The organism is Legionella sp. 27cVA30 (assembly GCF_024160945.1).
Classification (GTDB): Bacteria; Pseudomonadota; Gammaproteobacteria; order Legionellales; family Legionellaceae; genus Legionella_A; species Legionella_A septentrionalis.
The window spans coordinates 1,122,617-1,145,782 of the sequence record NZ_JAMYXK010000001.1 but is presented as its reverse complement, the minus strand read 5'-3'; the positions used below and the strand labels follow the sequence as shown (position 1 = coordinate 1,145,782).

The following is a 23,166-nucleotide window of genomic DNA, read 5'->3' as shown; positions in this document are numbered from 1 at the left end:
ATGTTTCAGTTCCCCAGGTTCGCTCTCATAACCTATGTATTCAGTCATAAGTGACACCATTCACATGGTGCCGGGTTCCCCCATTCGGACATCTTCGGATCATCGCTCGTTTCCAGCTCCCCAAAGCTTTTCGCAGGATTCCACGTCCTTCTTCGCCTCTTACTGCCAAGGCATCCACCGTTTGCGCTTCTCTTCTTGACCATATAACCTCAGTATCCTCAGTCATATAGCCCATTACCGCAATATACATCTACTCACGTAAACGCATACCACGACGCTTGTGTTTACCTCAATCTCTACCAAATTGTTAATGAACTTCCGGTCGCCCAGACTAAATAACTCTCTCTTAAAAATTATTACATCTGGATACCAGCAAAAGACTTACTGTGTCAATCATGGTGGGTCTGGGTGGACTTGAACCACCGGCCTCACCCTTATCAGGGGTGCGCTCTAACCAACTGAGCTACAGACCCAGGAAAACAAACTGTGAGGGCACTTTGAAGTCGCATTTTATTTTAAGGAGGTGATCCAGCCGCAGGTTCCCCTACGGCTACCTTGTTACGACTTCACCCCAGTCATGAACCACACCGTGGTAAACGTCCCCCCTAAGGTTAGACTATCTACTTCTGGTGCAACCCACTCCCATGGTGTGACGGGCGGTGTGTACAAGGCCCGGCGCCAGTATCTCTACTAGCAATTTCTCTATGTACTTCGCTATTCAAAGCGCCCACACAGTTTGTCTTCTATCTTCTTAAGGAACTCGCCAATCTCAGGCAGTGGTGCGTATTCTACTCATCTAACGCCCTTTGTCAAACACTTTTTGAAAAAAATTCAAATTTTTTTAATCAGAGGCTTGGACGCTTAATTTTACCAAGCGGCGTTTACCTACCTGAATGATGAATGTACTTCCGATGGGTAGAATTAGCGCAGGGTCAGAAATTTTTTCCCCGTCTATTTTTACAGCACCTTGTTTAACTAAACGTATAGACTCTGATGTGCTTTTAGTCAAGTCAATTTGTTTTAAAATTTGCGCTATTGTTGTTTCGCTGTTGCATTTAATCGTTTTTGTCTCTAAATCCTCAGGAACTAATTTTTTTTGAAAGCGCTCAATAAAGTTTTGATGGGCAGTTTCAGCCTGGGCGTTATCATGAAAACGCGCCACAATTTCTTTTGCGAAATCAATTTTGACATCGCGCGGGTTTAATCCTTCCACGACTGCTCGTTTGATTTTCGCTATTTCTGCACCGGTTTTAAAACTCAGTAAATCAATGTAGCGCCACATCAATTCGTCGGAAATTGACATGAGCTTGCCAAACATCGCATCGGCCGGTTCATTAATGCCTACATAATTACCTAATGATTTAGACATCTTTTTAATGCCGTCCAAACCTTCTATCAACGGCAACATCATGACAGCCTGCGGCTCTTGATGAAAATGCTTTTGTAACTCCCGCCCCATGAGCAAGTTAAATTTTTGATCCGTACCCCCCAATTCCACATCGGCTTTTAACTCAACGGAATCATAACCTTGCAATAATGGATATAAAAATTCATGAATGGCGATGGGTTGTCCTGCAGTATAACGCTTGTGAAAATCATCCCGTTCCAACATTCTAGCAACCGTATGCGTTGCAGCCAGACGAATTAAATCAACGGCTGTCATGCGATTGAGCCACTGCGAATTAAACGCGACCGTTGTTTTTTCAAAATCGAGAATTTTAAATACCTGATGTTGGTAAGTTTGTGCATTCTCCAACACCTGCTCACGACTTAATGGCATCCTGGTGACATTTTTACCCGTAGGGTCACCAATCATTGCCGTAAAATCACCTATCAAAAAAATTACTTCATGGCCATATTCCTGGAATTGGCGCAATTTATTAAGTAATACGGTATGGCCCAGATGCAGATCGGGGGCTGTTGGATCAAAACCTGCTTTAATTTTTAAGGACTTACCTTGTTGCAGCTTTTTTTCCAACTCTTGTGCAGGCAAAATTTCTTCGCAACCGCGAAGTAATTCATTATATGCTGTTTTTTCAATTACCATGACACCAAAACCTTTTTAATGTTGACCTAACTTGTTACAGCGGGTATCTTAGCCCGGATATTTCGTTCCTGCTAGGGACTGAAAAAGCATTTATTTAAAACTTTTTCAATTTCCTGCAGTTCTGATGTGATTGCGTACTTTAGATGATAGCAGTAAAGGCACAACATGGATCTTAAACCAAAAGTCTTACCTCCCAAACCTGCCAAGCCCTCCAAGCTGCTAGTCATCATTATTTTATCTGCAATATTGCTATTGCCTTATTTTATAATTAAGGCTTTTCGACATAAATCAGTCACTTATACTAATAAAACCTTAAGCTTGCCTAAAATGGAAGAATTAGTGGATGAATCGGAAGAGGAAGAGGAATCCATTACCGAAAGCGTTAACACCGCAGTACATGAGACTCAAAATAAACAAACTACCGTTGCTGCAACAACGGAAGAGGAATGGAAGATTATCACCCTACAGCCCGGGGATTCCTTATCCAGTATTTTCAAACGCTTGGGCTTAAGTCCACAAACCCTGCAAGCTATTTTATACAATAATCCGCATGCAAAAGCGCTGGCTAATTTAAAAGCGAAACAACAATTACAAATTTTAATTCGCAATCATGCACTTGAAAAAATGATAGTCCCTCTGGATCAGATAAAATCATTAACCATTGCAAAACAAGGTAACCAGTATAAAAGCGAAATCAATTCGCGAAAAATGGATAGCCATGAGCATTACGTCACGGCAACCATCCAAGGTTCGTTATACAGCACAGCCAAACGCAAGAACATTCCCTATAAGCTGATTCAGCAAATGACTGAAATTTTTAAATGGGAAATTGATTTCAGTAAAGAAGTTCGCGCGGGCGATCAGTTTACTATCGTCTATAAAGCTTTTTTTATCGAAAATAAATTAGTAAATACCGGTGACATTGTTGCAGTAAGCTATACCAACCGCGGCAAGACCCATCAAGCCATTCGGCATACAAGAGCAAATGGGGATTATGATTACTTCTCCCCGCAAGGAACCAGTTTAAAGAAAGCATTTTCCCGCTATCCAGTGCAATTCAGCCATATCAGCTCGACATTCAGCCTATCGCGATATCATCCCATTTTAAAAAGGCGAAGACCGCACAAAGGAGTTGATTTGGCAGCCCCTATCGGCACCCCGATACGAGCCATTGGCGATGGGCGCATTGAAAGCATTGGCCGGCAAAATGGTTATGGTAATATGATAAAAATTAAACATGACCAAAATCATAGTTCAATATATGGCCATATGCTCAAATTTCAAAAAGGATTATCTCGAGGTGATCGGGTAAAACGAGGTCAGATTATTGGCTACGTAGGCCAGACGGGGTTGGCCACAGGTCCACACTGCCATTATGAGTTTCACATTAATAAGCAGCCTAAAAACCCAACTACCGTGGATTTGCCAAGAGCATCCCCGATTCCCGCACGCGAAATGGCAGCTTTTAAAGCACACGCCCTGGCCTTATTCGCACAAATGAAACTCTATGAAGAAGCACAGTTAGCGTCCAATAAAAAATCTGCCCGCACCGCTTAATATACATTGATTAATCTGCAAAGAAATAGCGACATACGCAAATTGCAGCGACAACGCCAGCAAAATCCGCCAACAAACCGGCCGGAATTGCATACCGGGTGCGGCGTATGCCTACAGCGCCAAAATACACTGCGACGACATAAAAAGTCGTTTCCGTGCTGCCCATCATGGTGGCTGCTGTTTTGGCAATAAATGAATTACCGCCGTGCTCATGTATTAATTCTGCCATAACACCTGTGGATGCACTGCCTGAAAATGGGCGTATTAAAGCCAACGGCAATAGTTCCGGAGGCATGCCGATGCGACTTAAGAGAGGGGCCAATCCTCCATGCAGTAGCTCAAAGAAACCCGAAGCCCGCAACATGCCAATTGCTACGATCATCGCCACCAGATAAGGGATGATGGTTACTACGGTTTCAAATCCTTGCTTGGCCCCAGTAATGAAAGAATCAAAAACATTAATTTTTTTAGTCACGGCATAAAGTGGGATCCCCACAATAAATAAAAGAAAGAGGGCATTTGATATTTGATTGGCTATAGCATTCATTCTGTATCCACGAGTTCAGTTTTTCGATAGCGAGGCAATTTTGCAAATTGCTTGGCGGCAACGATCGCCACCAGTGTAGAAAAAGAAGTCGCAAGCAGCGATGTAATGATGATATTGCTAGGATGCAAATTCCCGTTCGCGGCAAGAAAAGCAATCGCTGTTGCAGGGATCAATTGCACACTGGAAGTATTGATGGCCAGGAACATGCACATCGAATGAGTCGCTGTATTGATATGGGTATTTAAGCGTTGCAACTCTTTCATGGCTTGCAGTCCAAAGGGTGTAGCAGCATTGGCAAGGCCGAGCATATTTGCAGCGATATTAAGTATCATAGCCCCCATGGCAGGATGTTCGGCTGGTACGTCTGGAAAAAGCCGTTTCATAATGGGCCTTAACCAGCGCGCCAGGATGTTGATTAATCCGGATTCTGAAGCCACATTCATGATCCCAAGCCATAAAGTCATAATCCCTGCCAGGCCCAGAGCAATTTCAAACCCCAGTTTTGCAGAATCCGTGACCGCATTTACAACATTATCCAAGCGCCCCTGCAGAATACCTACAATGACCGATAAAAAAATCATTCCTAACCAAATTGCGTTCAGCATTATTCCCTCCGCGGGACAGGCACGTTATCATCACCAGCTGATTGTCATGATGCGCTCTGCGTAAATTTATAATTTTAATGGAAATCAAATGAATTTTTTATCTTTTTTAAAATGGATTATCGTTGGTATTTTTATGGTGTTATCCATAACGCTTTTTGCTGCGCCAAAAAATGAATATGAATCCGAAGCACAACAAGTGATTGCAGAACTATACCATACTCTGCATAAAACGCCGAAATTAGATATGCTAAAACGCATCGATGCAATCAGTGCTAAATTCCTAAATAAACCTTACCTGCTCGGTGCGTTGGGAGAAGGAAGCCAGGGGGATTACGACCAAAATCCGCTGTATCGTACGGACGCCTTTGATTGCCTGACTTATGTCGAGACGGTGCTTGCCATAGCATTTTCCCCTGACCTTGAAACTTTTAACCAATGTTTACGCAAACTTCGTTATCAGAATGGGAAAATTTCCTTCATTACCCGCAATCACTTTACCTCGGTAGACTGGAATTTAAACAATCAGAAGCAGGGTTTTATCAAAGACATTACAACCAAATTTAAAAACAAAAAAAATCAACCGGTAGCAAAAATAGCATATGCGCTCATTAACAAACCAGGCTGGTATCAGCATTTTACGGTAGACGACCTGCGCCTTAAGGGAGATGCAACTGAACTTAACAAACGATTAGATGCCTTGAAACACGAAGGAAACAAGCTTAGTGTGGTTAAATCCTTTGTGCCCTATATTCCCTTAACTACATTATTCGATCGCACCGGCCGAGCAAACGATTTTTTATTTAAACAAATCCCTAATGGTGCAATTATTGAAATCGTGCGCCCCAATTGGGACTTGCGCAAAGAAATTGGCACGTGTCTTAATATTTCTCACTTAGGTTTTGCATTCTGGAAAAATGGGACTTTAGTGTTTCGGCAAGCTTCTTCAAATTATGGCAAAACAGTGGAAGTTTCACTTATTGACTATCTGCACGATGCATTAGCCAGCCCAACGATTAAAGGAATAAATGTGCAAATTATTTTACCGCAGCACACTTTGGGCAGAAACTGCCGGGCATTGCAGCAGCCAAATGATGCAGGATTGTCTATCAGTCTTAAATCAAATAATACGTACCCATTGCAATAGTCCGATTAAACGGCAATTGATAAAATTCTATATTTAAATTGGCAGAATAATTGCGCACTAAAAACGCAAATAATTTTTCTTGCCAATAAAACCACAACGTTCTTTGCTTACGTGAAGCAACTACGTTTGGGATTTCTAAAAGATAAGTAGCATTATCAATATTGAGAGGGAAAGGCAGGATGCCTCGATCATGCGCTACAAATAAAGCTTGCGGTATGGAAACCGTATCCATAAAGCCATAATGCAACGTCAATTCGCAAACCGTTGGTTTTAAGCATTTAATTTCAAAACGATCTAGCGATGATACATAAGGAATATTTTCTACTGTATAATTCACGATCAAAATATATTCTGGTAAGGTGCGGTTAAGTTTTAGAAAATGTAGAAATGTCCCTCCGCTTTTATCATAAATATCAGTAATAAAGATTGCAGTAACCCCGGCATACCGCCAAAATCTCATCGAAAGGTGCTCAGGGAGTATGACAAAGATATTTATAAAGAACGCAACCTTATCGAACGCATGTTTAATAAACTCAAACATTTTAGAAGAGTGGCAACACGATATGATAAACTTGCTCAATCTTTTTTATCGTTCATTTATATTGCTGCAACCGCCCTTTGGTTAAGATAAATGTCGACAGAACCTAGCGATGATACATAAGGAATATTTTCTACTGTATAATTCACGATCAAAATATATTCTGGTAAGGTGCGGTTAAGTTTTAGAAAATGTAGAAATGTCCCTCCGCTTTTATCATAAATATCAGTAATAAAGATTGCAGTAACCCCGGGAAGCCTATTGAGGCTTTTATAATCGAATTGTTTTAAAATTTTCGAGAGTTCTTCCTTTTTCATGTAATAAGCCTTGCGTAAATAACGTCTGCCGCTATACCAGGTATACATGATGAATGCGCAAGTCAGGGCAAAAACAATGGGTACCCAACCTCCCGTAGACAATTTTTGCAAATTGGCTCCCAGGAAAGCTAAATCAATGGCTCCAAAAAAGGAAAACAGCAAGGTAATTTGTAATAAATTCCATTTCCATTTTTTTATGGCTAAATAAGCAACCAGCATGCTGGTCAACAGCATATCCAAGTTAACGGCAATCCCATAGGCATGGGCCAAAGCATTTGAATTTCTAAATGTAAAAATTAAACTCAAGGTTCCTACCGCCAAAACCAGATTCACTTGCGGGATATAAATTTGCCCTTTTCGCATCCCCGAAGTCTGGATAATAGGCAGGTGCGGATACAATCCTAAAAGAACAGCCTGTTTGGTCAAAGAAAAAGTTGCTGTAATAACTGCTTGCGAAGCGATAATGGTAGCCATGGTGGCTAATATCAGCAAAGGCAAGGAGAAACCTTCCGGGGCCAGCATGTAAAAAGGATTTACAATGCCTGCAGGATGATTTAGCAAATAAGCCCCCTGGCCAAAATAATTAAGCAGCAAGCCAGGCAAGACAATGATAAACCAGCTCAAACGGATAGGTTTTTTGCCAAAATGTCCCAAATCGGCATAAAGAGCTTCGCCTCCCGTTACGACCAGAAATACGCCGCCTAACAACGTATAGGCATGCCAGCCATTGAGATGAAAAAATTCATATGCATACCAGGGATTGATTGCCTTGAGCACCACAGGGTTTTGTACGATTTGGATAACTCCTAATACTGCCAGGGTTAAAAACCAGGTGAGAAGAATGGGTCCAAAAACAATGCCAATTTTAGCAGTGCCCAAAGATTGAAACCAAAATAATAAAATTAAAATCACTACGGTTAACGGGACAACCCAATCAGACAGGGAGGGGACAATCACATGTAAGCCCTCGATGGCACTCAACACTGAAATGGCAGGCGTCAGCATGCCATCACCCAGCAATAGACCAGCACCAAAAATGCCGATTGCAAATGCCAAATTAGCCCGATTGCCTATAAATTGTTTCAGCAAGGCCAATAAAGCCAGAATACCCCCCTCACCATCATTGTCTGCACGAAATAAAATAATTAAATATTTAATGGAAATTATTGCAATCAACGACCAAAAAATAAGCGACAACACCCCTAACACGTCAGCCAGATTAATAGGTAAACCATCTAACGACTGACGCATAGCGTATAGAGGACTGGTGCCAATGTCCCCAAATACCACTCCAAGCGCTGCCACTGATAAAGAAAACATGCTTGGACTTAGTTTCGATGATTCCGACAAGATTAAACAATCCTTAATTAAGCAAATAAAAAGGATAGCAGTGAGGATTTTACAAATCAATTCTACTTAAATATCAAAATCATACTGCATTTTTAAACTAAAACACGCCTTCAAACTTAAGTTATTTGCGAAAACTGCAAGGATGCTTGATAATGTAAGATTTAGTGTCGCGGCAAATTCTTGACTGAGAAATCGCACGATTAATCGTTACAGGAGTTAAAATGCCAGTTAAATCTTCTGGTTTCATAGCACTCATCAGTGTTTTTTCTCTCTTTCTAAACGGTTGTTATCATCCTCCTTATAATAACTTTCGCGAAGACAAACGTGCGCTAAGAGACATGTCGAGAGGTGCCGGTGTTGGTGCTGGATTCGGTGCTTTGGCTGGGGCATTAGCAGGAAGTACAGGAGTAGGAGCAGTGATCGGCGGCGTGGCCGGAACCATGGCAGGTTATCAAAAAGCCAGCAAACGCACCTTACTTAAAGAGTTGCAAAATCAAGACATTCAATTCGTGAAATATGGGGATACAATGACCCTTATCGTCCCCACGGATCGCTATTTCCAATTCAACAGTCCACGTTTGGACGACCGCTGTTATCCAGGGTTAGCCAACATCATTCGCTTGATTAAACTTTATGATTGCAGCCCAATTTATGTAGCGGCTTTCACTGATAATGTAGGTTCCCGACATCACAAAAAAATGTTATCACAAGCGCAGGCAGAAACCATGTTAACCTTTCTGTGGGCCAATGATATTCCGGCGCAACGCCTGCATCCTGAAGGCTATGCCGACAAGCATACCATTGGAGATAACAATTTAATTCATGGCAGCGCTTATAACCGCCGCATAGAAATACAATGGGTGACTCCAGCAAGCATTGCTCCCAAATCCAAAGTATTCAGCATATTGCGATAATTTTTCTCCACAATGTATTTTTTTTGAAAAAAATAAACTTTTAGCCTATAATAAGTTACTTCTTATTCAGAATGAACCATGCCAACCCTATCTGATCAGATCGCTCGCGAGAGCCCCTTAGGTTTTATTGACGCTTTGAATAATTCCTCCGTCCCGCGAGAATTGGAAAAAGTTTTCCAGCAGCTCTACACCAAACTTGCAGAAAGGCAAAACTCCTCATCTACGCCCATATTCAGCTGCGATCAATATGATGAACAATTGACTATTTTACATGTTCACCAAGAAGATGAATTCGCAAACACCATATTAGCCAATCAAACACCACATGCAGTAATATGCCACATGCGTTTGTACTCTACCGCGCAATATGCTCATTGGCATGCCTTATTCGCGCAAATGGATGAAACCGGCGAACTTAAAAAAATTATCATCACGGATTCCAGGACTGTGAACCAAGCTGGAATTACCGCAAAGCCGGATATTGAGAATAATCTTTTTTTACAACAACATGCCGATAAAATCACTTTTATTGCGGGTGAGCAGCAGCCTTTTAAATCCCAGACCTGCTGGCTTTACTGTCTCGCCAATCTTGTTGCGCTAGCTGCTTACGGCACCGTCTATAAAAAAAATACAAAGGGCGCTCTTTCAAAAGAATTATTGCAGCTTCTTAAAGCAGAACCACCAAAGAAAAAAGAAACCAAACAAGAAACGCAACTGCCAGAAAGCCTTGAAACAACTATTGCAGTAGAGAATAAACTTTCAACCTCTACAAACGTCTTACCAGCGGATTCGGTTAAACCATCATCACCTATCGTGTCTCTTGCACAAGCACCGCAAACAAACCTAACATTTTTCGTGCAAAAATCTCCTTCTCCTTCCGCAATCAGCCCCACTCCAATTAAACAACCCTTGCCCGCGGCTCGCCCCTCTTCTTTTTCTAACAACCTGGGATTGATTTTATTATCATTAGGACCTGCCGTTATGTTAGGAGGCGCTGCCGCTATGCTGTTTTCCTTCCCGGTGGGTTTTGCCGCAGGTCTTTCTTTGCTCGGTATTGGTATTCTTCTCACTGCCATAGGCTTATGGGCATTAAAAAGCCCGGTTAACCTCAATAACAATTATGCAGATGATTCAGGATTTGCAGCAAATTTAAATCTTAAAGTTTAAATTTGTCGCTTAAATCGAGTTCTGATACCATTTCCCTTCGTTACTTTACCATTTTATCCATGCGTTCAAGATTTATTGGTGGGATTCTTCTCATTGTCGGTACCTCAATTGGCGGCGGCATGTTGGCATTACCGGTAGCAAATTCCGCGACCGGTTTTTGGCAATCGTCTCTTTTTCTTTTCCTATGCTGGGTAGTAATGACGTTAGGCGCATTTTTTATCCTCGAAGTTAATTTATATCTTCCTGCAGGTAAAAATATGGTTTCCATGGCTACCTCGACGCTGGGCAAGCCCGGATTACTCATCGCGTGGCTCAGTTACCTGTTTCTGCTATATACCCTATTGTCTGCTTATATCTCAGGCGGTGCAGATGTATTGGGCAGTTTATTGCAAATGCTGCATGTCCACATTGCAGAGTGGCAATTAATTGTATTATTTACCTTGTTTTTTGGGTTCATCGTTTATGGGGGGATTCGTCAGGTCGACTTAATAAACCGCGGGTTGATGTTCGCCAAACTTGGGGTATATTTAATTTTGGTATTGCTTATCGCACCTTACGTTAAACCACAATATTTTGCCGGAGGGGATTACCGCTACATCACCGGCACCGTCATGATTTTAATCACCTCATTTGGCTTTGCTATCATCGTGCCTAATTTGCGCGAATACTTTAATGATAATGTTCGCGCACTGAAACAAGTAGTTTTTATAGGTTCTCTCATCCCATTGATTTGTTATTTAGCATGGGATGCTGTGATCATGGGCAGCTTGCCGGCTGAAGGAGCTGGGGGACTTAAAGAACTCCTGCATGATGAACACGCTACGAGTTCTCTGGCTGCTTTCTTAAGCAATACGGTAAACAATTCCATCATTTCATCGCTGTTTCATTTTTTCACGTCGATCTGCATGCTCACTGCTTTTTTGGGCGTATCCTTATGTCTTATCAGTTTTTTAGGCGATGGATTAAACCTTGCACAACGCGGCAAAGAAGGATTTGGCTTATTTTTGCTGACTTTCTTACCGCCTTTACTGGTGGTAATTTATTATCCAGGTGCATACTTGCAAGCTTTGAACTACGCCGGCTTTTTTTGCATTATTTTATTACTGTTGTTGCCTGTTCTTATGTCTTTGGCGGGTCGGAAAAAATTTAACTCGCCGTTTATAGTACCTGGCGGTAAAACCACGCAATTTTTTGTTTTAATCTGTTCAGTTGCATTATTAGTTGCAGCCTTAAGCTCTTAATGCAACCTGGTTATGCTTAATGGCAAAGCCTTATGGCACGTTGATTAAAGGATCATATTGACTTATTTAGCATTTTAAATTATCATGTTGGATTATTTTTGACCAAAAGAGACAAACTGTGGCAAACTCAAAACTCATTGGCGGCATATTATTAATCGTTGGTACCTCCATTGGGGGCGGCATGCTGGCATTACCAGTATCTACCGCAGCTGCAGGCATTACGGCTTCCATCTTTTTCTTGGTATTATGCTGGTTAATCATGACTGCAGGCGCCTTACTGATCCTTGAAGTAAATCTTCGCCTTCCTGCCGGCAGCAATATGGTTTCCATGGCAAAAGCCACTTTAGGGCTCCCAGGACAAATCATTGCTTGGGTGACTTATCTTTTCTTACTGTATACCCTGCTTGCCGCCTATATCTCCGGCGGAACAGATGTCTTTAGCGGCTTGCTGCACAAGGCCGGTATCGAACTGCCTAATTGGGGTACTTCGCTGTTATTTACTGTCTTGTTCAGCCTCATCATATATAAAGGGATCCGGGCCGTCGATTATGTGAACCGCGGGCTCATGTTTGGGAAACTCGGCGTCTACCTATTGTTGGTGTTGATTATCAGCCCGCACATCGATGTCACTATTTGGCAAGGGGGCTCAATGCCTGCAATTGCAGGCAGCTTTATGATTTTAATTACATCGTTTGGTTTTGCCTCAATTGTGCCGAGCTTACGTGAATACTTTCAGGACGATATAACTTCTTTAAGAAAAGTCATCCTCTTTGGCTCCCTGATACCGTTAGTCTGCTACATTGTCTGGGAAGCAATCATTATGGGCGTCATTCAACGTGAAGGCAGTAATGGATTAGTGGTATTAATGAATAGCGATCATGCGACCAGTGGTTTAATGAATGCCTTGAGCGAAGCCATCCATAGTAAATGGATAAGTGGCTTCTTTGGCTTTTTCACATCAATTTGCATGATCACTGCTTTTTTAGGTGTTTCCTTGGGGTTATTCGACTTCCTGGCTGATGGCTTAAAATTACAAAAAGCAGGCAAACAAGGCCATTGCATTTTGGGGTTAACCTTCCTGCCCCCGCTTCTCGTGGTATTATTTAACCCTGGCGTGTATTTGCAAGCTTTAAGTTATGCTGGAATTTGCTGCGTTATCTTGTTATTGCTCTTACCCGTAGTTATGGCATGGCGCGGCCGAAAAAGCGCGACCTTAACCAGTACAGGGGATAAGGTATTCATTCCCGGCGGGAATATCACCTTAGCTTTGATAGGATTAACAGCCGTGGTACTGCTTTATATTGCAAGCAATTTCAGCTAGTAAGCCAAATATTTCTCCTATTTGACCAGGAAGGATGTAAATCCAGAAATCCCTGGTCTTTTTTTTATGATGCAGTAATATTGCAGCAGAAACAAACACAAGGTTTCCCGCACGCTATATGACAAAAAAAATAAGACCCTTTTTAAAATGGGCCGGAAATAAATACAATTGTCTTGAGCAGATCTTAATGTCATTACCTGCCGCAAACCGGCTGATCGAACCATTTGCTGGCTCGGCAGCAATTTTTATCAATTCAAACTATCCGAATTATTTGGTTGCTGAAGAAAATAAGGATTTAATTGCTTTGTTTTCATGCTTGCAAAAAGAAGGTGAAACTTTTATTGCTTATTGCGAGCAATTTTTTTGCCCGGACAACAATTACGCCTCTCAATATTATGCACTACGACAAATATTCAATCAGGAAAATGACCCACGCTTAAGGGCAGCTATTTTTTTGTATTTAAACCGCCATGGCTACAATGGCTTATGCCGTTATAACAAACAAGGGATTTATAACGTCCCTTTCGGCCGTTACGATAAACCTTATTTTCCACGCGAGGAAATGATTTTCTTTCATCATAAAAGCCAAATGGCTCATTTCATTCATGCTGATTTTCGCAAAACCTTTGCTTTGGCGAAGCCAGGCGATGTCATTTATTGCGACCCACCCTATGCCCCGCGCCACCAGCTCACCAATTTTTCTTCCTATATCCATAAAAAATTTGGCCAAACTGAGCAAATACTGCTGGCCAAATTAGCCATGGAAAGCGCTACAAAAGGTATTACTGTAATTATTTCCAATCATGATACGGAATTCACGCGGCATCATTACCAGCATGCAGAAATTATTTCATTTTCCGTTAAACGCTCAATTAATCGGAATGGAAAAAATCGGCTTCCGGTGAAAGAGTTGCTCGCTGTTTTTCGTTAAGAAGAAATCTTCTGCAATAAACAGAATGCGTCTAACTTAAATAATTTAAGGGGTATCCTGTGAACTCTGTTGAATTCCTAAGCTTTTGTTGAAAATTGCTTGCAATAAATGATGCTGGATGCAGGCAACCCATCTTACGCCTGCATCCAGCAAATACTTAATTTTGAGAAAACTTGTGATCTTTTAAGAAAAAAGCAGCAATCATGACCATCAATAAAGACAACGGAAGAATGGATAAAGCGACCTGGTAATCCACAACCGTGTAAATATGCTCCCCGCCTACGACGCCACTATCTCCGAACTTATCCAATAATTTACCTACCAACGGCTGGAAAATCACTCCACCCAAAGTAACTATCATATTGGTAGCAGCAAATACTGTTCCTGATAATTTGGCGCCGCTATTTTCCTTAGCCATGACAAAAACAATAATTTCAGTCGCACTAAATACCCCATAGAGGAAAAGCAAAATATTTAACGCAACATAAGACAATCCGGGCCAGTATAAAACGAGGCTAATGCAAATCAGGGACATGAAGGCGCCTAATACTAAAGGCAATACGCGCCGGCCGCTACGATCGGAAAAATACCCGGCAATTGGCGCCCCCACAGCCCAGCCTAGAAACATGGCTGAAATCGTATGTGCTGCCTCTACTTTAGTCAGGTGGTGCGCTTGCTCCAAATAAGTTTTCCCCCAGAGTTCGCCGAATACAGAAAGCGAAGTATAAAGGCAGGCTCCCACAAATCCGATGATCCACACTTCCGGCGACGTCAGCACATGCATGACATTGCGGAAAAATTCCGGTAAAGGTTGCGTCTTGCTTTGAAATCCACCTGGCCCATCTCGCACCATGAGAAAAATCAGAACAGTCAGTACCCCGCCAAAAACAACCATCATAAACAATACATGCTGCAACCCCATGGAAACAGCCATTTCGGTTATTTTAACTTCGCCGTAAACCAATCCCAACATGCCCAACGTAGTGATTAAGCCGGCTACCAGAGAAAAATAACGCCGTGGCAGCCAATGCATAGCCAAAGACAATACGCCTACGAATGCAAACGACGAACCAAAACCTACAAGAAAACGGCCGCTACCTGCTATGGCAATTGAAGAAGAGTAGGTAAACATAAAAGAACCCACGGTACAACACAGACAGGCAAATGTCAGCAGGCGACGCGGGCCGAACCGATCCATGAGCAAGCCCACCGGTAGTTGCATGGGGGAATAAGCGAAGTAATAAAAAGCAGACAGCTGGCCAAATGTCGTGGCAGAAATATGTCCAAAAGCCGCACTTAATTCACTTTGTAATGCCCCTGGGATAATCCGCAGCACGAATTCATAGCAATAAAAAATAGCTCCTATCGCACAAACCAAGCAACCGAAATAAATTTGTTTCTTTATGGATTTATTTTCTAGCATTTGTGTCAGCGTGTGCATAAGTTTCCCTTAAGAAAAAGGTTAAAACAGCGGCTATTAAAATTCCCAAGGGAATGATAGTCATAGCGAATTGATAATCATTTGCTGTGTAGAATTGTTGCATTTTATCTAAATGCAATGCTTGTTCAGGCAGATTTGCTGCGCGCGACTGGGAACTCCACATCAATAACTGGCCCACCAGCGGTTGTAAAAACATGGCGCCAATCATAACGATCATATTGGTCATGGCAATAGCGGTACCTGCCGCTTCTTTTGGACTAAGTTCACGCCCCACGGCAAACACGATCGCTTGTACGCTATAAAGCAAGCCCAGTAAAAACATTAATGCATTCAGCCAATGCTGCGTTAGCCCCGGGGTATACAGGATTGCCATCATAATCAAGGCTGCTCCGGCAGCACCTATTAACATCGGTGGTTTACGTTTTTTAAGCGTGTCGGAAATAAAACCGGCAAGCGGCGCCCCAATTGTAAATCCTAAAAAAAGCAGTGAGTTGGCAAAATGCGCGCCCGCTTCAGTGAGGCCATGTGCATGGCGCAGATATGGAATCCCCCATAATTCTGCAAATACAGTGGTAGGCAAATAAACCAGGCATCCATACAAACCATTAATCCAAATTTGCTTGTTCCGGGCAATGATCCCTAAATCAACCATGTTGCGCCGGAAACTGTCTATGGTACCGCTCACTTGCTGGGTACGCCGTTGATCACGTATGCCGTACCACAGCACCACGATGAGTCCAATACCAAAAATTGCAGTAAAGTTTACTGTTTTTTGCCATCCCAGCCAGGACACCATATATCCCAGTAAATTGTCGCCAATCATAGCCCCTATAGTTCCCAGGGCGGTAGCTATACCAGCCACCATAGCCAATTTATTCTCAGGCAACCAAAGCGTGGCCAATTTCAATACGCCAACGAAAGCAAATGCCGAACCTAACCCCACTAAAAAGCGCCCTGCAGCAGCAATTGGAAAAGAAGTGGTCCCTGCGAACATAAACGTACCTATTACGCAAATTAGGCAGGCGATAGTCAGCAAGCGCCGTGGACCGAAACGATCCATGAGCACGCCTACAGGCAACTGCATAGGAACATAAGCGTAATAATAAAAAGCGGATAGAAAGCCAAAACCTGCGGCGGATAAATTAAAATGATTGCGCAATTCAGTTTCCATTACACTGGGGGATATGCGCAAAAAATACTCATAAGCGTAATACACCGCACCTAAACTACAGATTAACCATCCTACTAATTGATAGCGTTTATTGCTGGTAGACAAAATAAGCTCCTTAACGTAAAGGTTTACGTATGAGTTCTATGGGTAAGCTACAAAGCATTCTTTCTGCTTACGCCACTTGCAATTGCTGCATTTGCTACGGCAACCGAAACCCGCTCGCGCAACCTGGGATCAATCGGTTTGGGGATGATATATTGCGGTCCAAATTCCCAATCCGTTACACCAGGATAATTATCTTTAACTTCTTGTGGAACAGGTTCATGCACCAATTGGCGTATCGCTTCCACCGCGGCAACGTGCATGGCTTGATTGATACAGGTAGCACGCACATCCAATGCGCCGCGAAAAATGTATGGGAAACATAATACGTTATTTACCTGGTTTGGGTAATCACTTCGGCCTGTTGCAATAATTAAATCATCGCATAACTTTAAAGCCAATTCAGGTCTTATTTCAGGATTTGGGTTGGATAAAGCAAAAATAATCGGCCTGGGCGCCATCAAACTTAATAAATCGGCATTTAGTAAATCAGGCTTTGCTACGCCAATAAAGACATCGGCATCGACCAGAGCATCGGCTAACGTGCGTTTGTCGGTTGTTTGCGCGAATGCTTGTTTATAAATATTTAAATCATCCCGGCCAGTGTGGATTACACCGCGGCTGTCTAATAAAAACATATTGCGTTTATCTGCGCCTAACGCCACCAACAAGCGCATGGAAGCAATGCCAGCGGCTCCTGCACCGATACAGACAATGCGCGCTTCCGACAGTTTCTTTTGCTGCAGCTCAAGGGCATTTAGCAACCCTGCCGCGACTACAATCGCTGTACCATGCTGGTCGTCATGAAACACAGGAATATTTAATTGTTCGCTTAAGGCTTTTTCAATGTCAAAACACTCCGGAGCCTTAATATCCTCAAGGTTAATGCCACCAAAAGTTGGGGCGATATTTTTTGCTGTGGTGATGAATGCCTGCGGTTCGTTTGCATGGATTTCGATGTCAAAAACATCAATGCCGGCAAAACGTTTGAATAAAACCGCTTTTCCCTCCATAACGGGTTTACTGGCCAGCGGCCCCACATCCCCCAAGCCAAGTACGGCAGTACCATTGGTCATTACCGCAATTAAATTGCCCTTGGCAGTGTAGCGATAGGCGTCTTCCGGATTTTCGGCAATAGCCAGCACGGGCTCAGCTACTCCCGGTGTATAAGCTAATGATAAATCCTCTTGAGAATTTGTGGATTTGGTTACATACACCCCCAGTTTTCCGGGCGTGGGAAATTCGTGGTACTGCAACGCACGGCTTTTTAAATCATCTTTGTCCAAAGTGCTTACTCTCGTTTCAAGTCATCCAGAAAAAAATCATATAGAAATTCTTTAGGGATGAATAGTTTTTATTGCAAAAAAAAGGCGCATTTTAAATGCGCCAATGTATATGATCTTGTTTTTTATTGAATAATGAATTAATTGCCGCGACGATCTTTGCTGTAACGATCGCGGAATTTTTGTACTCGGCCTCCGGTATCTACCAGCTTTTGTTTTCCGGTATAGAAAGGATGGCATTGTGCACACACTTCGATGCTTAAATCATTGCATAAAGTAGAACGAGTTTCAAATGAATGACCGCAACTGCAAGTTACGTTGATGGTTGTGTACTCAGGATGAATCGAAGCTTTCATAATACTACTCTCTATGACATGATAAATGAGTATCGCCACCTGATCTGCACGGTACAATGACACAGCCCCACCTCGGTCAATACCATGCCTTTGCCAGGCACCATACTCCACAAATAACGCAAAACAATAACAGATATGGGGTTTTAAAGCAAATGTAATTGCAGTTCACTTAGTTTAGCACATACAGGCGCATGATCAGAGGGACGCTCAGCTCGGCGCGGTTCGACATCGATCCAACTTTCCAAACAATGCTGCCTTAATTTGTCACTCAGCAAAATGTGATCGATCCGCAGCCCCCTGTTACGCCGAAAGCAGGCAGCCCGATAATCCCACCACGTATACGCTTGCTCTTCCGGGTGCAGGCAGCGGAAACTATCATGCAAACCTAAAAGCGCTAAATCGGCAAACGCCTTGCGTTCCTGGGGACTAACCATTACACACCCATCCCAAACAGAGGGGTCATGCACGTCTTTATCTTCCGGAGCTATGTTGAAATCCCCAACAACAGCCAAATGCGGGTAATGTTTTAATTCTTGCTGAATAAATCCAGTCATGACTTCCAGCCAATTTAACTTATATTGGTATTTACTGGAACCGACTTCACTGCCATTTGGTACATAAAGATTAATAAGGCGCATTCCAGCAATGGTAACTGCCAGCATGCGGCGCTGTGGGTCCATAAAACCCGGAACCTCAATGGTTACTTGTTCAATCGGTTTACGGCTAATGACTGCAACGCCATTGTAAGTTTTTTGGCCTGTATAAGCTACATGATACCCTTGATTGTGAAATTCAAACGTGGGGAATTGTTCATCTATGAGCTTGGTTTCCTGCAAGGCTAAAATATCCACTTCCGAGCTTTTGAGCCAAGATAAGACTTGTTCCAGGCGAATTTTTAGTGAATTCACATTCCAGCTTGCTATTTTAAGCATACCACTCCCCATGATATTCGATCGTTAAGGGTGCATGATCGGAAAACCGCGTGGCACGATAAATATCCACTGCAGCAATACTCTCCACTAAACCGGCAGTAATGACTTGATAATCGATGCGCCACCCTACATTTTTTTCCCATGCACGTCCACGGTTAGACCACCAGGTGTATTGTTCTTCTTCTTGATTGTGCAAGCGAAAAGCATCAAAAAAACCCATGCTGCTGAATAATTCATCCATCCAAGCCCGCTCTTCCGGTAAAAACCCTGAGTTTTTCTGATTACCTCGCCAATTTTTTAAATCAATTTTTTTATGAGCAATATTATAATCGCCGCAAATAATTAACTCCTTCCCTGTTTTTTTCAATTCCTGCAAATGCCTGGCGAAACGTACCAAAAAATCAAACTTAATGCTTTGCCGCACCTCACCACTGGTTCCTGAAGGCATGTACAAGGAAATAATACTGAATTTAGGGTAATCAAATTGTATATAGCGGCCTTCTTCATCGCAGAAAGGAAATCCCAGCCCCTTAACAACCTGCTGTGGTTTTTGGCGGGCGTAAATAGCAACACCGCTGTAACCTTTTTTAACTGCGTCAAAATAGTCGCAAAAATAGTCACACGGATAGTAAAGCGGATCATCTTTTAATTGCTCTGTTTGCGCCTTGGTTTCCTGAATGCAGACAAAATCGGCTTCTTGCTTATGCAACCAATCATAAAAGCCCTTGCGTGCAGCAGAGCGAATACCATTTGCATTAAAACTAATAATTTTCATATCACTATTTTTTCATTTGTAAGGCAACGCGAGCGACTCGCTCCCCAAGCCGTTTTGCCAGCGTTATTTCATCCTGACTCAATGGATTATCATTATTTACACCAGCTACATGGGTTGCCCCATAGGGAGTACCTCCCGTATGCGTTGTATTCAAAGCAGCCTCTGTATAGGGTAGACCCACCATAATCATTCCTTGATGAATTAAAGGCAGCATCATGCTAAGCAGCGTGGATTCCTGCCCACCATGCATAGAGGCTGAAGAAGAAAAAACACAAGCGGGTTTGTCGACTAACTCACCGGATAACCATAAAGGCGTGGTGTTATCCACAAAATATTTCATAGGTGCTGCCATATTACCAAATCGTGTAGGACTTCCTAAAGCAAGGCCGGCGCAATTGCGTAAATCCTCCAGCGAAGCATAAGGAGCTCCCGCATCTGGTACAGCTTTCTCGGTAGCTTCACACGTTGCCGACACCGGGGGCACGCTCCTGATGCGCGCCTCAATACCGTCTACATGCGCTATGCCGCGGGCGACGTATTGCGCAAGTTGGGCAATGGAGCCACTGCGGGAATAGTATAAAACCAATACATACGGCTTATTCATGCATACACTCACTAATCCATATTTGTCGTTGCGGATAGTCTCATAAGAACACTGATATAGGAATAACTTCTGGCAAACCAAATAAAATGATGATCACAGTATAGCAGAGTGATCATAATCAATGCAGGCTGATTTTTGTATCCAAGCAAAACTGGATGGGCTTACCTCCCCGCCTTATCGTCATTTGCAAAAGAGGAAGCCTGGGAGATTATTCTGCTAATTGCTGATTTTTTTAGATTTTTGCAGCGGAATCCCCTTTTTTGACACATCGGTAACCGCTTGCTTGCCGCTGAAACTAATCGATATCAGCTCTTTACTGTTCAAATCAAACTGTTGCAAATCAATGACCCGGATAGATTGATCTTCATACGTTTTAAAATAATACTTGAGATTTTGCGGATCCTTAACGGTAGTCGCTAAAGTATTTTCCACCATCATTTTGCCATTTTCCTCAGCGCGGACAGCACCTACCGGAATATCAAATTGATTTAAAATATGAAAAACATTAAACACCCCCTGCTCAGCAGTCGCTATGGGTAAGGCACTTGCGGAATATAGTGCCGCGCGCACAAATCGGGAGGGAGGCGTAAAATCTCCCGGCAAGCCGCGCAAGCCATTTCCTTGCCCAAATTCTTTAAGTTGCAACCCACCGATGTTTTTAGAAGGAATATTAAAAGGAGACAAGTTCATGTAATTAGATAAATTGGTTAAGTGCCAATCAAATGTCGGCGAATTGGTGATAACGCCGATAGGATTATCCCAAACAGTTAATCGCCCGTTTAAAGGTTCAATTACAATGCTTTTACCAGTTTTATCATAAACGATGTAATGAAATGGCGGTACACCACCCCAATTTTTTTGCGCGGTGGGAGCAATAACAATGGTGTTAATACCTTGCTTAACTTCATCCACAGTTGCAAATTGCGTTAAGACCCAAGTAATGAATTCGGTCGGGGCCAAGGCTCGACTTTGATTTTCCGGGGTAACTGCCGTGTATGAAGCATATCCTGGAAAATAAAACATGCCTGCTGATAAACCTTTTTCATTGATACCGTCTAAAATTGAAGCTTCATCAAATGCACTGCCACCAATTGCCGCATATTTGGCGCGGTAACGCAAGCCAGATGCTTGTTCAGGAAGCGTTCCGGTAAATTCATAATTTCGCGATATAACCAGTCCGGAAAGGTTCATGGGAATGCCGAACTCGACGGTTCTGCCGTTTATAAACGCGCCATCCTGTGCTTTGAGCTGCAAACCTGTACATGCCAAAACATGGCTTGCTCCCAACATAAAACACGCACCCAGACAATATAAAACTCGTTTCATCCCTGACATAAGCGTCTCCAAGTGTGTTAATTAAAACTCCTAGTTTTTACCTCTTCTATCTTACAGGACAACTTCTGCCAGGCAAATGGCAACTGTAAGCCTTAATTTCCTATCTTGCTGACTTTTTGAATATATTTGTATTTTGCACTAAAAAATGTAGTAATACCTATTTACGCAAGCACGTCAGAATGGTTCATTACGCGAATTTGAAACAAAAAATCACAGAAAAATTTATAGAAGCAAAACTCTTCATTCAATTCGTAGTGAATCATTTTATTGAAGACGATTGCACCTACCGCGCCTCGGCTCTAGCCTTTACCACCTTGCTGGCTATCGTGCCGCTGATGTCAGTTGGATTTGCGGTATTATCGTCCTTTCCAGTTTTTCAAAGTTTCTCAGGCCCTTTGCAAGATTTTATTTTTGAGAATTTTGTACCAGCCACAGGGAAAGCAATTCAGAATTACTTACAATTGTTTGCAACGCAAGTGTCCAAATTATCAGCAATTGGCGTTATTTTTCTATTTATTACTGCCTTGTTGGTGATGTATACCATTGAGCGTTCCATGAATAAAATTTGGCGAGTTAGTTCGCCTCGCCAGGGCACTTCAGCTTTCCTCCTGTACTGGGGTATTTTATCTTTGGCCCCTTTTTTATTGGGATTAAGCCTGGCCGCCAGTTCTTATTTTTTTTCCATGCCTTTAATTAGAGGCTATTACGCGCCCTTTTTATTAAGCTCTATTCCTTTTTTATTATCTCTAGTGGGTTTTACCTTTCTTTATGTGGTAGTACCCAACTGCGAGGTGCGCTTCACTCATGGGTTTTACGGCGCTTTAGTGGCAACCTTATTATTTGAATCGGCTAAACATGCTTTCGGCCACTATTTAACTCAATACGGCAGCTATCAATTGCTATACGGCGCTTTTGCCATCATTCCTCTTTTTTTCCTGTGGGTTTATTGGGTTTGGGTCATCATTTTAATTGGGGCTGAAATCAGCTATGCCCTTTCTGTACATCATCAAAGACGACAGGGTATGCCTCTGGATGGTTTTGTGCACGCCTTATTATGGCTACACATTCTTTGGCGCAAACAATTGCAAGGTAGAAGCGTGACATTGGATGAATTAATCAATATCAGCAGCCAGCCTTTTTGCGTCGATATAGGAAAAATGTTAGCTATACTCTCGAATTTAAAACTCATTCAGACAACGTCAGACAGCCATTATATTTTAAGCAGGGATTTATCTTATCTAACATTTTATGACTTAATCCGTTTGTTACCGTACCGCTTCCCGCATGTAGATGCATTAATTTCAACGGATTCACCGATCGCGAAACGTTGGCATCGACATCTTAGGGAAACGGATCAGGACTTAAAGGAGAAATTAAGCATTACTTTGGATGAATTATTCCGCGAAAATAAAGATGAAGCAGAGACAGTGCAGAAAATGCTGAAAGAGAACCATGAGGGTTAAATTTGTGCAAACGCTTGGCGCCTGC

General features: G+C 42.5%; 20 protein-coding genes, 1 tRNA gene, 1 rRNA gene, 2 pseudogenes and 1 other annotated feature. Of the genes and pseudogenes, 9 read left to right on the top strand and 15 right to left on the bottom strand.

Going from position 1 to position 23,166, the window contains the following annotated elements; genetic code table 11:
- The 3 genes from NKV53_RS05185 to tyrS all read right to left on the bottom strand — a co-directional run.
- Positions 1-201, bottom strand: a 23S ribosomal RNA gene (locus NKV53_RS05185); the annotation flags it as partial.
- A 195-nt stretch (positions 202-396) separates the two neighbouring features.
- Positions 397-473: transfer RNA gene (locus NKV53_RS05180), tRNA-Ile, on the bottom strand.
- A 43-nt stretch (positions 474-516) separates the two neighbouring features.
- Positions 517-825: a sequence feature (16S ribosomal RNA rRNA prediction is too short), on the bottom strand.
- Between the two features lie 16 nt (positions 826-841).
- Positions 842-2,047, bottom strand: a complete 1,206-nt coding sequence (tyrS, locus tag NKV53_RS05175) for a tyrosine--tRNA ligase (protein WP_126954485.1) — start codon at positions 2,045-2,047, stop codon at positions 842-844.
- Positions 2,048-2,212: 165 nt separating this feature from the next.
- Here tyrS and NKV53_RS05170 point away from each other — a divergent pair, with 165 nt between their 5' ends.
- On the top strand, positions 2,213-3,604 hold the full coding sequence (locus NKV53_RS05170; RefSeq protein WP_126954484.1) for a peptidoglycan DD-metalloendopeptidase family protein: 1,392 nt from the start codon (positions 2,213-2,215) through the stop codon (positions 3,602-3,604).
- Between the two features lie 10 nt (positions 3,605-3,614).
- Here the strand turns inward: NKV53_RS05170 and NKV53_RS05165 are convergent, their stop codons facing one another.
- A complete protein-coding gene (locus NKV53_RS05165; protein ID WP_126954483.1) occupies positions 3,615-4,151 on the bottom strand; it encodes a spore maturation protein in 537 nt (178 codons plus the stop codon).
- On the bottom strand, positions 4,148-4,756 hold the full coding sequence (locus tag NKV53_RS05160) for a nucleoside recognition domain-containing protein (RefSeq protein ID WP_126954482.1): 609 nt from the start codon (positions 4,754-4,756) through the stop codon (positions 4,148-4,150). The genes NKV53_RS05165 and NKV53_RS05160 overlap by 4 nt, the downstream gene beginning before the upstream one ends.
- A gap of 88 nt (positions 4,757-4,844) precedes the next feature.
- On the opposite strand from NKV53_RS05160, the gene NKV53_RS05155 reads away from it, so the two are divergent.
- Complete coding sequence (locus NKV53_RS05155) at positions 4,845-5,900, top strand: N-acetylmuramoyl-L-alanine amidase-like domain-containing protein (RefSeq protein WP_126954481.1); 1,056 nt, start codon at positions 4,845-4,847, stop codon at positions 5,898-5,900.
- Here the strand turns inward: NKV53_RS05155 and NKV53_RS05150 are convergent.
- Positions 5,869-6,339: pseudogene (locus NKV53_RS05150) on the bottom strand (potassium transporter Kup); the annotation flags it as partial. The gene NKV53_RS05155 and the pseudogene NKV53_RS05150 overlap by 32 nt on opposite strands.
- A 3-nt stretch (positions 6,340-6,342) precedes the next feature.
- Between NKV53_RS05150 and NKV53_RS05145 the strand changes: the two are divergent.
- Positions 6,343-6,531, top strand: a pseudogene (locus NKV53_RS05145) (transposase); the annotation flags it as partial.
- Here the strand turns inward: NKV53_RS05145 and NKV53_RS05140 are convergent.
- A complete protein-coding gene (locus NKV53_RS05140; RefSeq protein WP_253350814.1) occupies positions 6,498-8,075 on the bottom strand; it encodes a potassium transporter Kup in 1,578 nt (525 codons plus the stop codon). The pseudogene NKV53_RS05145 and the gene NKV53_RS05140 sit on opposite strands and share 34 nt — an antisense overlap.
- A 251-nt stretch (positions 8,076-8,326) precedes the next feature.
- Between NKV53_RS05140 and cmpA the strand changes: the two genes are divergently transcribed.
- The 5 genes from cmpA to NKV53_RS05115 all read left to right on the top strand — a co-directional run bounded on the left by cmpA (position 8,327) and on the right by NKV53_RS05115 (position 13,679).
- Positions 8,327-9,019, top strand: a complete 693-nt coding sequence (gene cmpA / locus NKV53_RS05135) for a C-OmpA-like family protein CmpA (RefSeq protein ID WP_126954480.1) — start codon at positions 8,327-8,329, stop codon at positions 9,017-9,019.
- 78 nt (positions 9,020-9,097) lie between these two features.
- Entirely contained in the window at positions 9,098-10,186 is a 1,089-nt protein-coding gene (locus tag NKV53_RS05130) for a hypothetical protein (protein ID WP_126954479.1), read from the top strand.
- 59 nt (positions 10,187-10,245) lie between these two features.
- The gene (locus NKV53_RS05125) at positions 10,246-11,427 is read left to right on the top strand and encodes an amino acid permease (RefSeq protein ID WP_126954489.1); all 1,182 of its coding nucleotides are present in this window, start codon (positions 10,246-10,248) and stop codon (positions 11,425-11,427) included.
- Between the two features lie 118 nt (positions 11,428-11,545).
- The gene (locus tag NKV53_RS05120; RefSeq protein WP_126954478.1) at positions 11,546-12,748 is read left to right on the top strand and encodes an amino acid permease; all 1,203 of its coding nucleotides are present in this window, start codon (positions 11,546-11,548) and stop codon (positions 12,746-12,748) included.
- 118 nt (positions 12,749-12,866) lie between these two features.
- Positions 12,867-13,679, top strand: a complete 813-nt coding sequence (locus tag NKV53_RS05115; RefSeq protein ID WP_126954477.1) for a Dam family site-specific DNA-(adenine-N6)-methyltransferase — start codon at positions 12,867-12,869, stop codon at positions 13,677-13,679.
- A gap of 157 nt (positions 13,680-13,836) precedes the next feature.
- Here NKV53_RS05115 and NKV53_RS05110 read toward each other — a convergent pair whose 3' ends face one another.
- The 8 genes from NKV53_RS05110 to NKV53_RS05075 all read right to left on the bottom strand — a co-directional run bounded on the left by NKV53_RS05110 (position 13,837) and on the right by NKV53_RS05075 (position 21,678).
- A complete protein-coding gene (locus NKV53_RS05110; protein WP_126954488.1) occupies positions 13,837-15,111 on the bottom strand; it encodes an MFS transporter in 1,275 nt (424 codons plus the stop codon).
- Positions 15,089-16,396 (bottom strand): MFS transporter, encoded by a 1,308-nt coding sequence (locus NKV53_RS05105; protein ID WP_126954476.1) that lies wholly within the window; start codon positions 16,394-16,396, stop codon positions 15,089-15,091. The genes NKV53_RS05110 and NKV53_RS05105 overlap by 23 nt, the downstream gene beginning before the upstream one ends.
- 47 nt (positions 16,397-16,443) lie before the next feature.
- Entirely contained in the window at positions 16,444-17,679 is a 1,236-nt protein-coding gene (locus NKV53_RS05100) for a malic enzyme-like NAD(P)-binding protein (RefSeq protein ID WP_126954475.1), read from the bottom strand.
- A gap of 137 nt (positions 17,680-17,816) precedes the next feature.
- The gene (rpmE, locus tag NKV53_RS05095) at positions 17,817-18,032 is read right to left on the bottom strand and encodes a 50S ribosomal protein L31 (RefSeq protein ID WP_126954474.1); all 216 of its coding nucleotides are present in this window, start codon (positions 18,030-18,032) and stop codon (positions 17,817-17,819) included.
- A gap of 143 nt (positions 18,033-18,175) precedes the next feature.
- Positions 18,176-18,964: an exodeoxyribonuclease III gene (gene xth, locus NKV53_RS05090; RefSeq protein WP_126954473.1), complete on the bottom strand. Its 789-nt coding sequence runs from the start codon at positions 18,962-18,964 to the stop codon at positions 18,176-18,178.
- Positions 18,957-19,739, bottom strand: coding sequence for an exodeoxyribonuclease III (locus tag NKV53_RS05085; protein WP_126954472.1), 783 nt, complete (start codon positions 19,737-19,739; stop codon positions 18,957-18,959). The genes xth and NKV53_RS05085 overlap by 8 nt, the downstream gene beginning before the upstream one ends.
- A 4-nt stretch (positions 19,740-19,743) precedes the next feature.
- Positions 19,744-20,343 (bottom strand): NAD(P)H:quinone oxidoreductase, encoded by a 600-nt coding sequence (wrbA, locus tag NKV53_RS05080; RefSeq protein ID WP_126954471.1) that lies wholly within the window; start codon positions 20,341-20,343, stop codon positions 19,744-19,746.
- A gap of 216 nt (positions 20,344-20,559) precedes the next feature.
- Positions 20,560-21,678: a choloylglycine hydrolase family protein gene (locus NKV53_RS05075; protein WP_126954470.1), complete on the bottom strand. Its 1,119-nt coding sequence runs from the start codon at positions 21,676-21,678 to the stop codon at positions 20,560-20,562.
- A 179-nt stretch (positions 21,679-21,857) separates the two neighbouring features.
- On the opposite strand from NKV53_RS05075, the gene NKV53_RS05070 reads away from it, so the two are divergent.
- A complete protein-coding gene (locus NKV53_RS05070; protein WP_126954469.1) occupies positions 21,858-23,141 on the top strand; it encodes a YihY family inner membrane protein in 1,284 nt (427 codons plus the stop codon).
- Positions 23,142-23,166 lie beyond the last annotated feature (25 nt).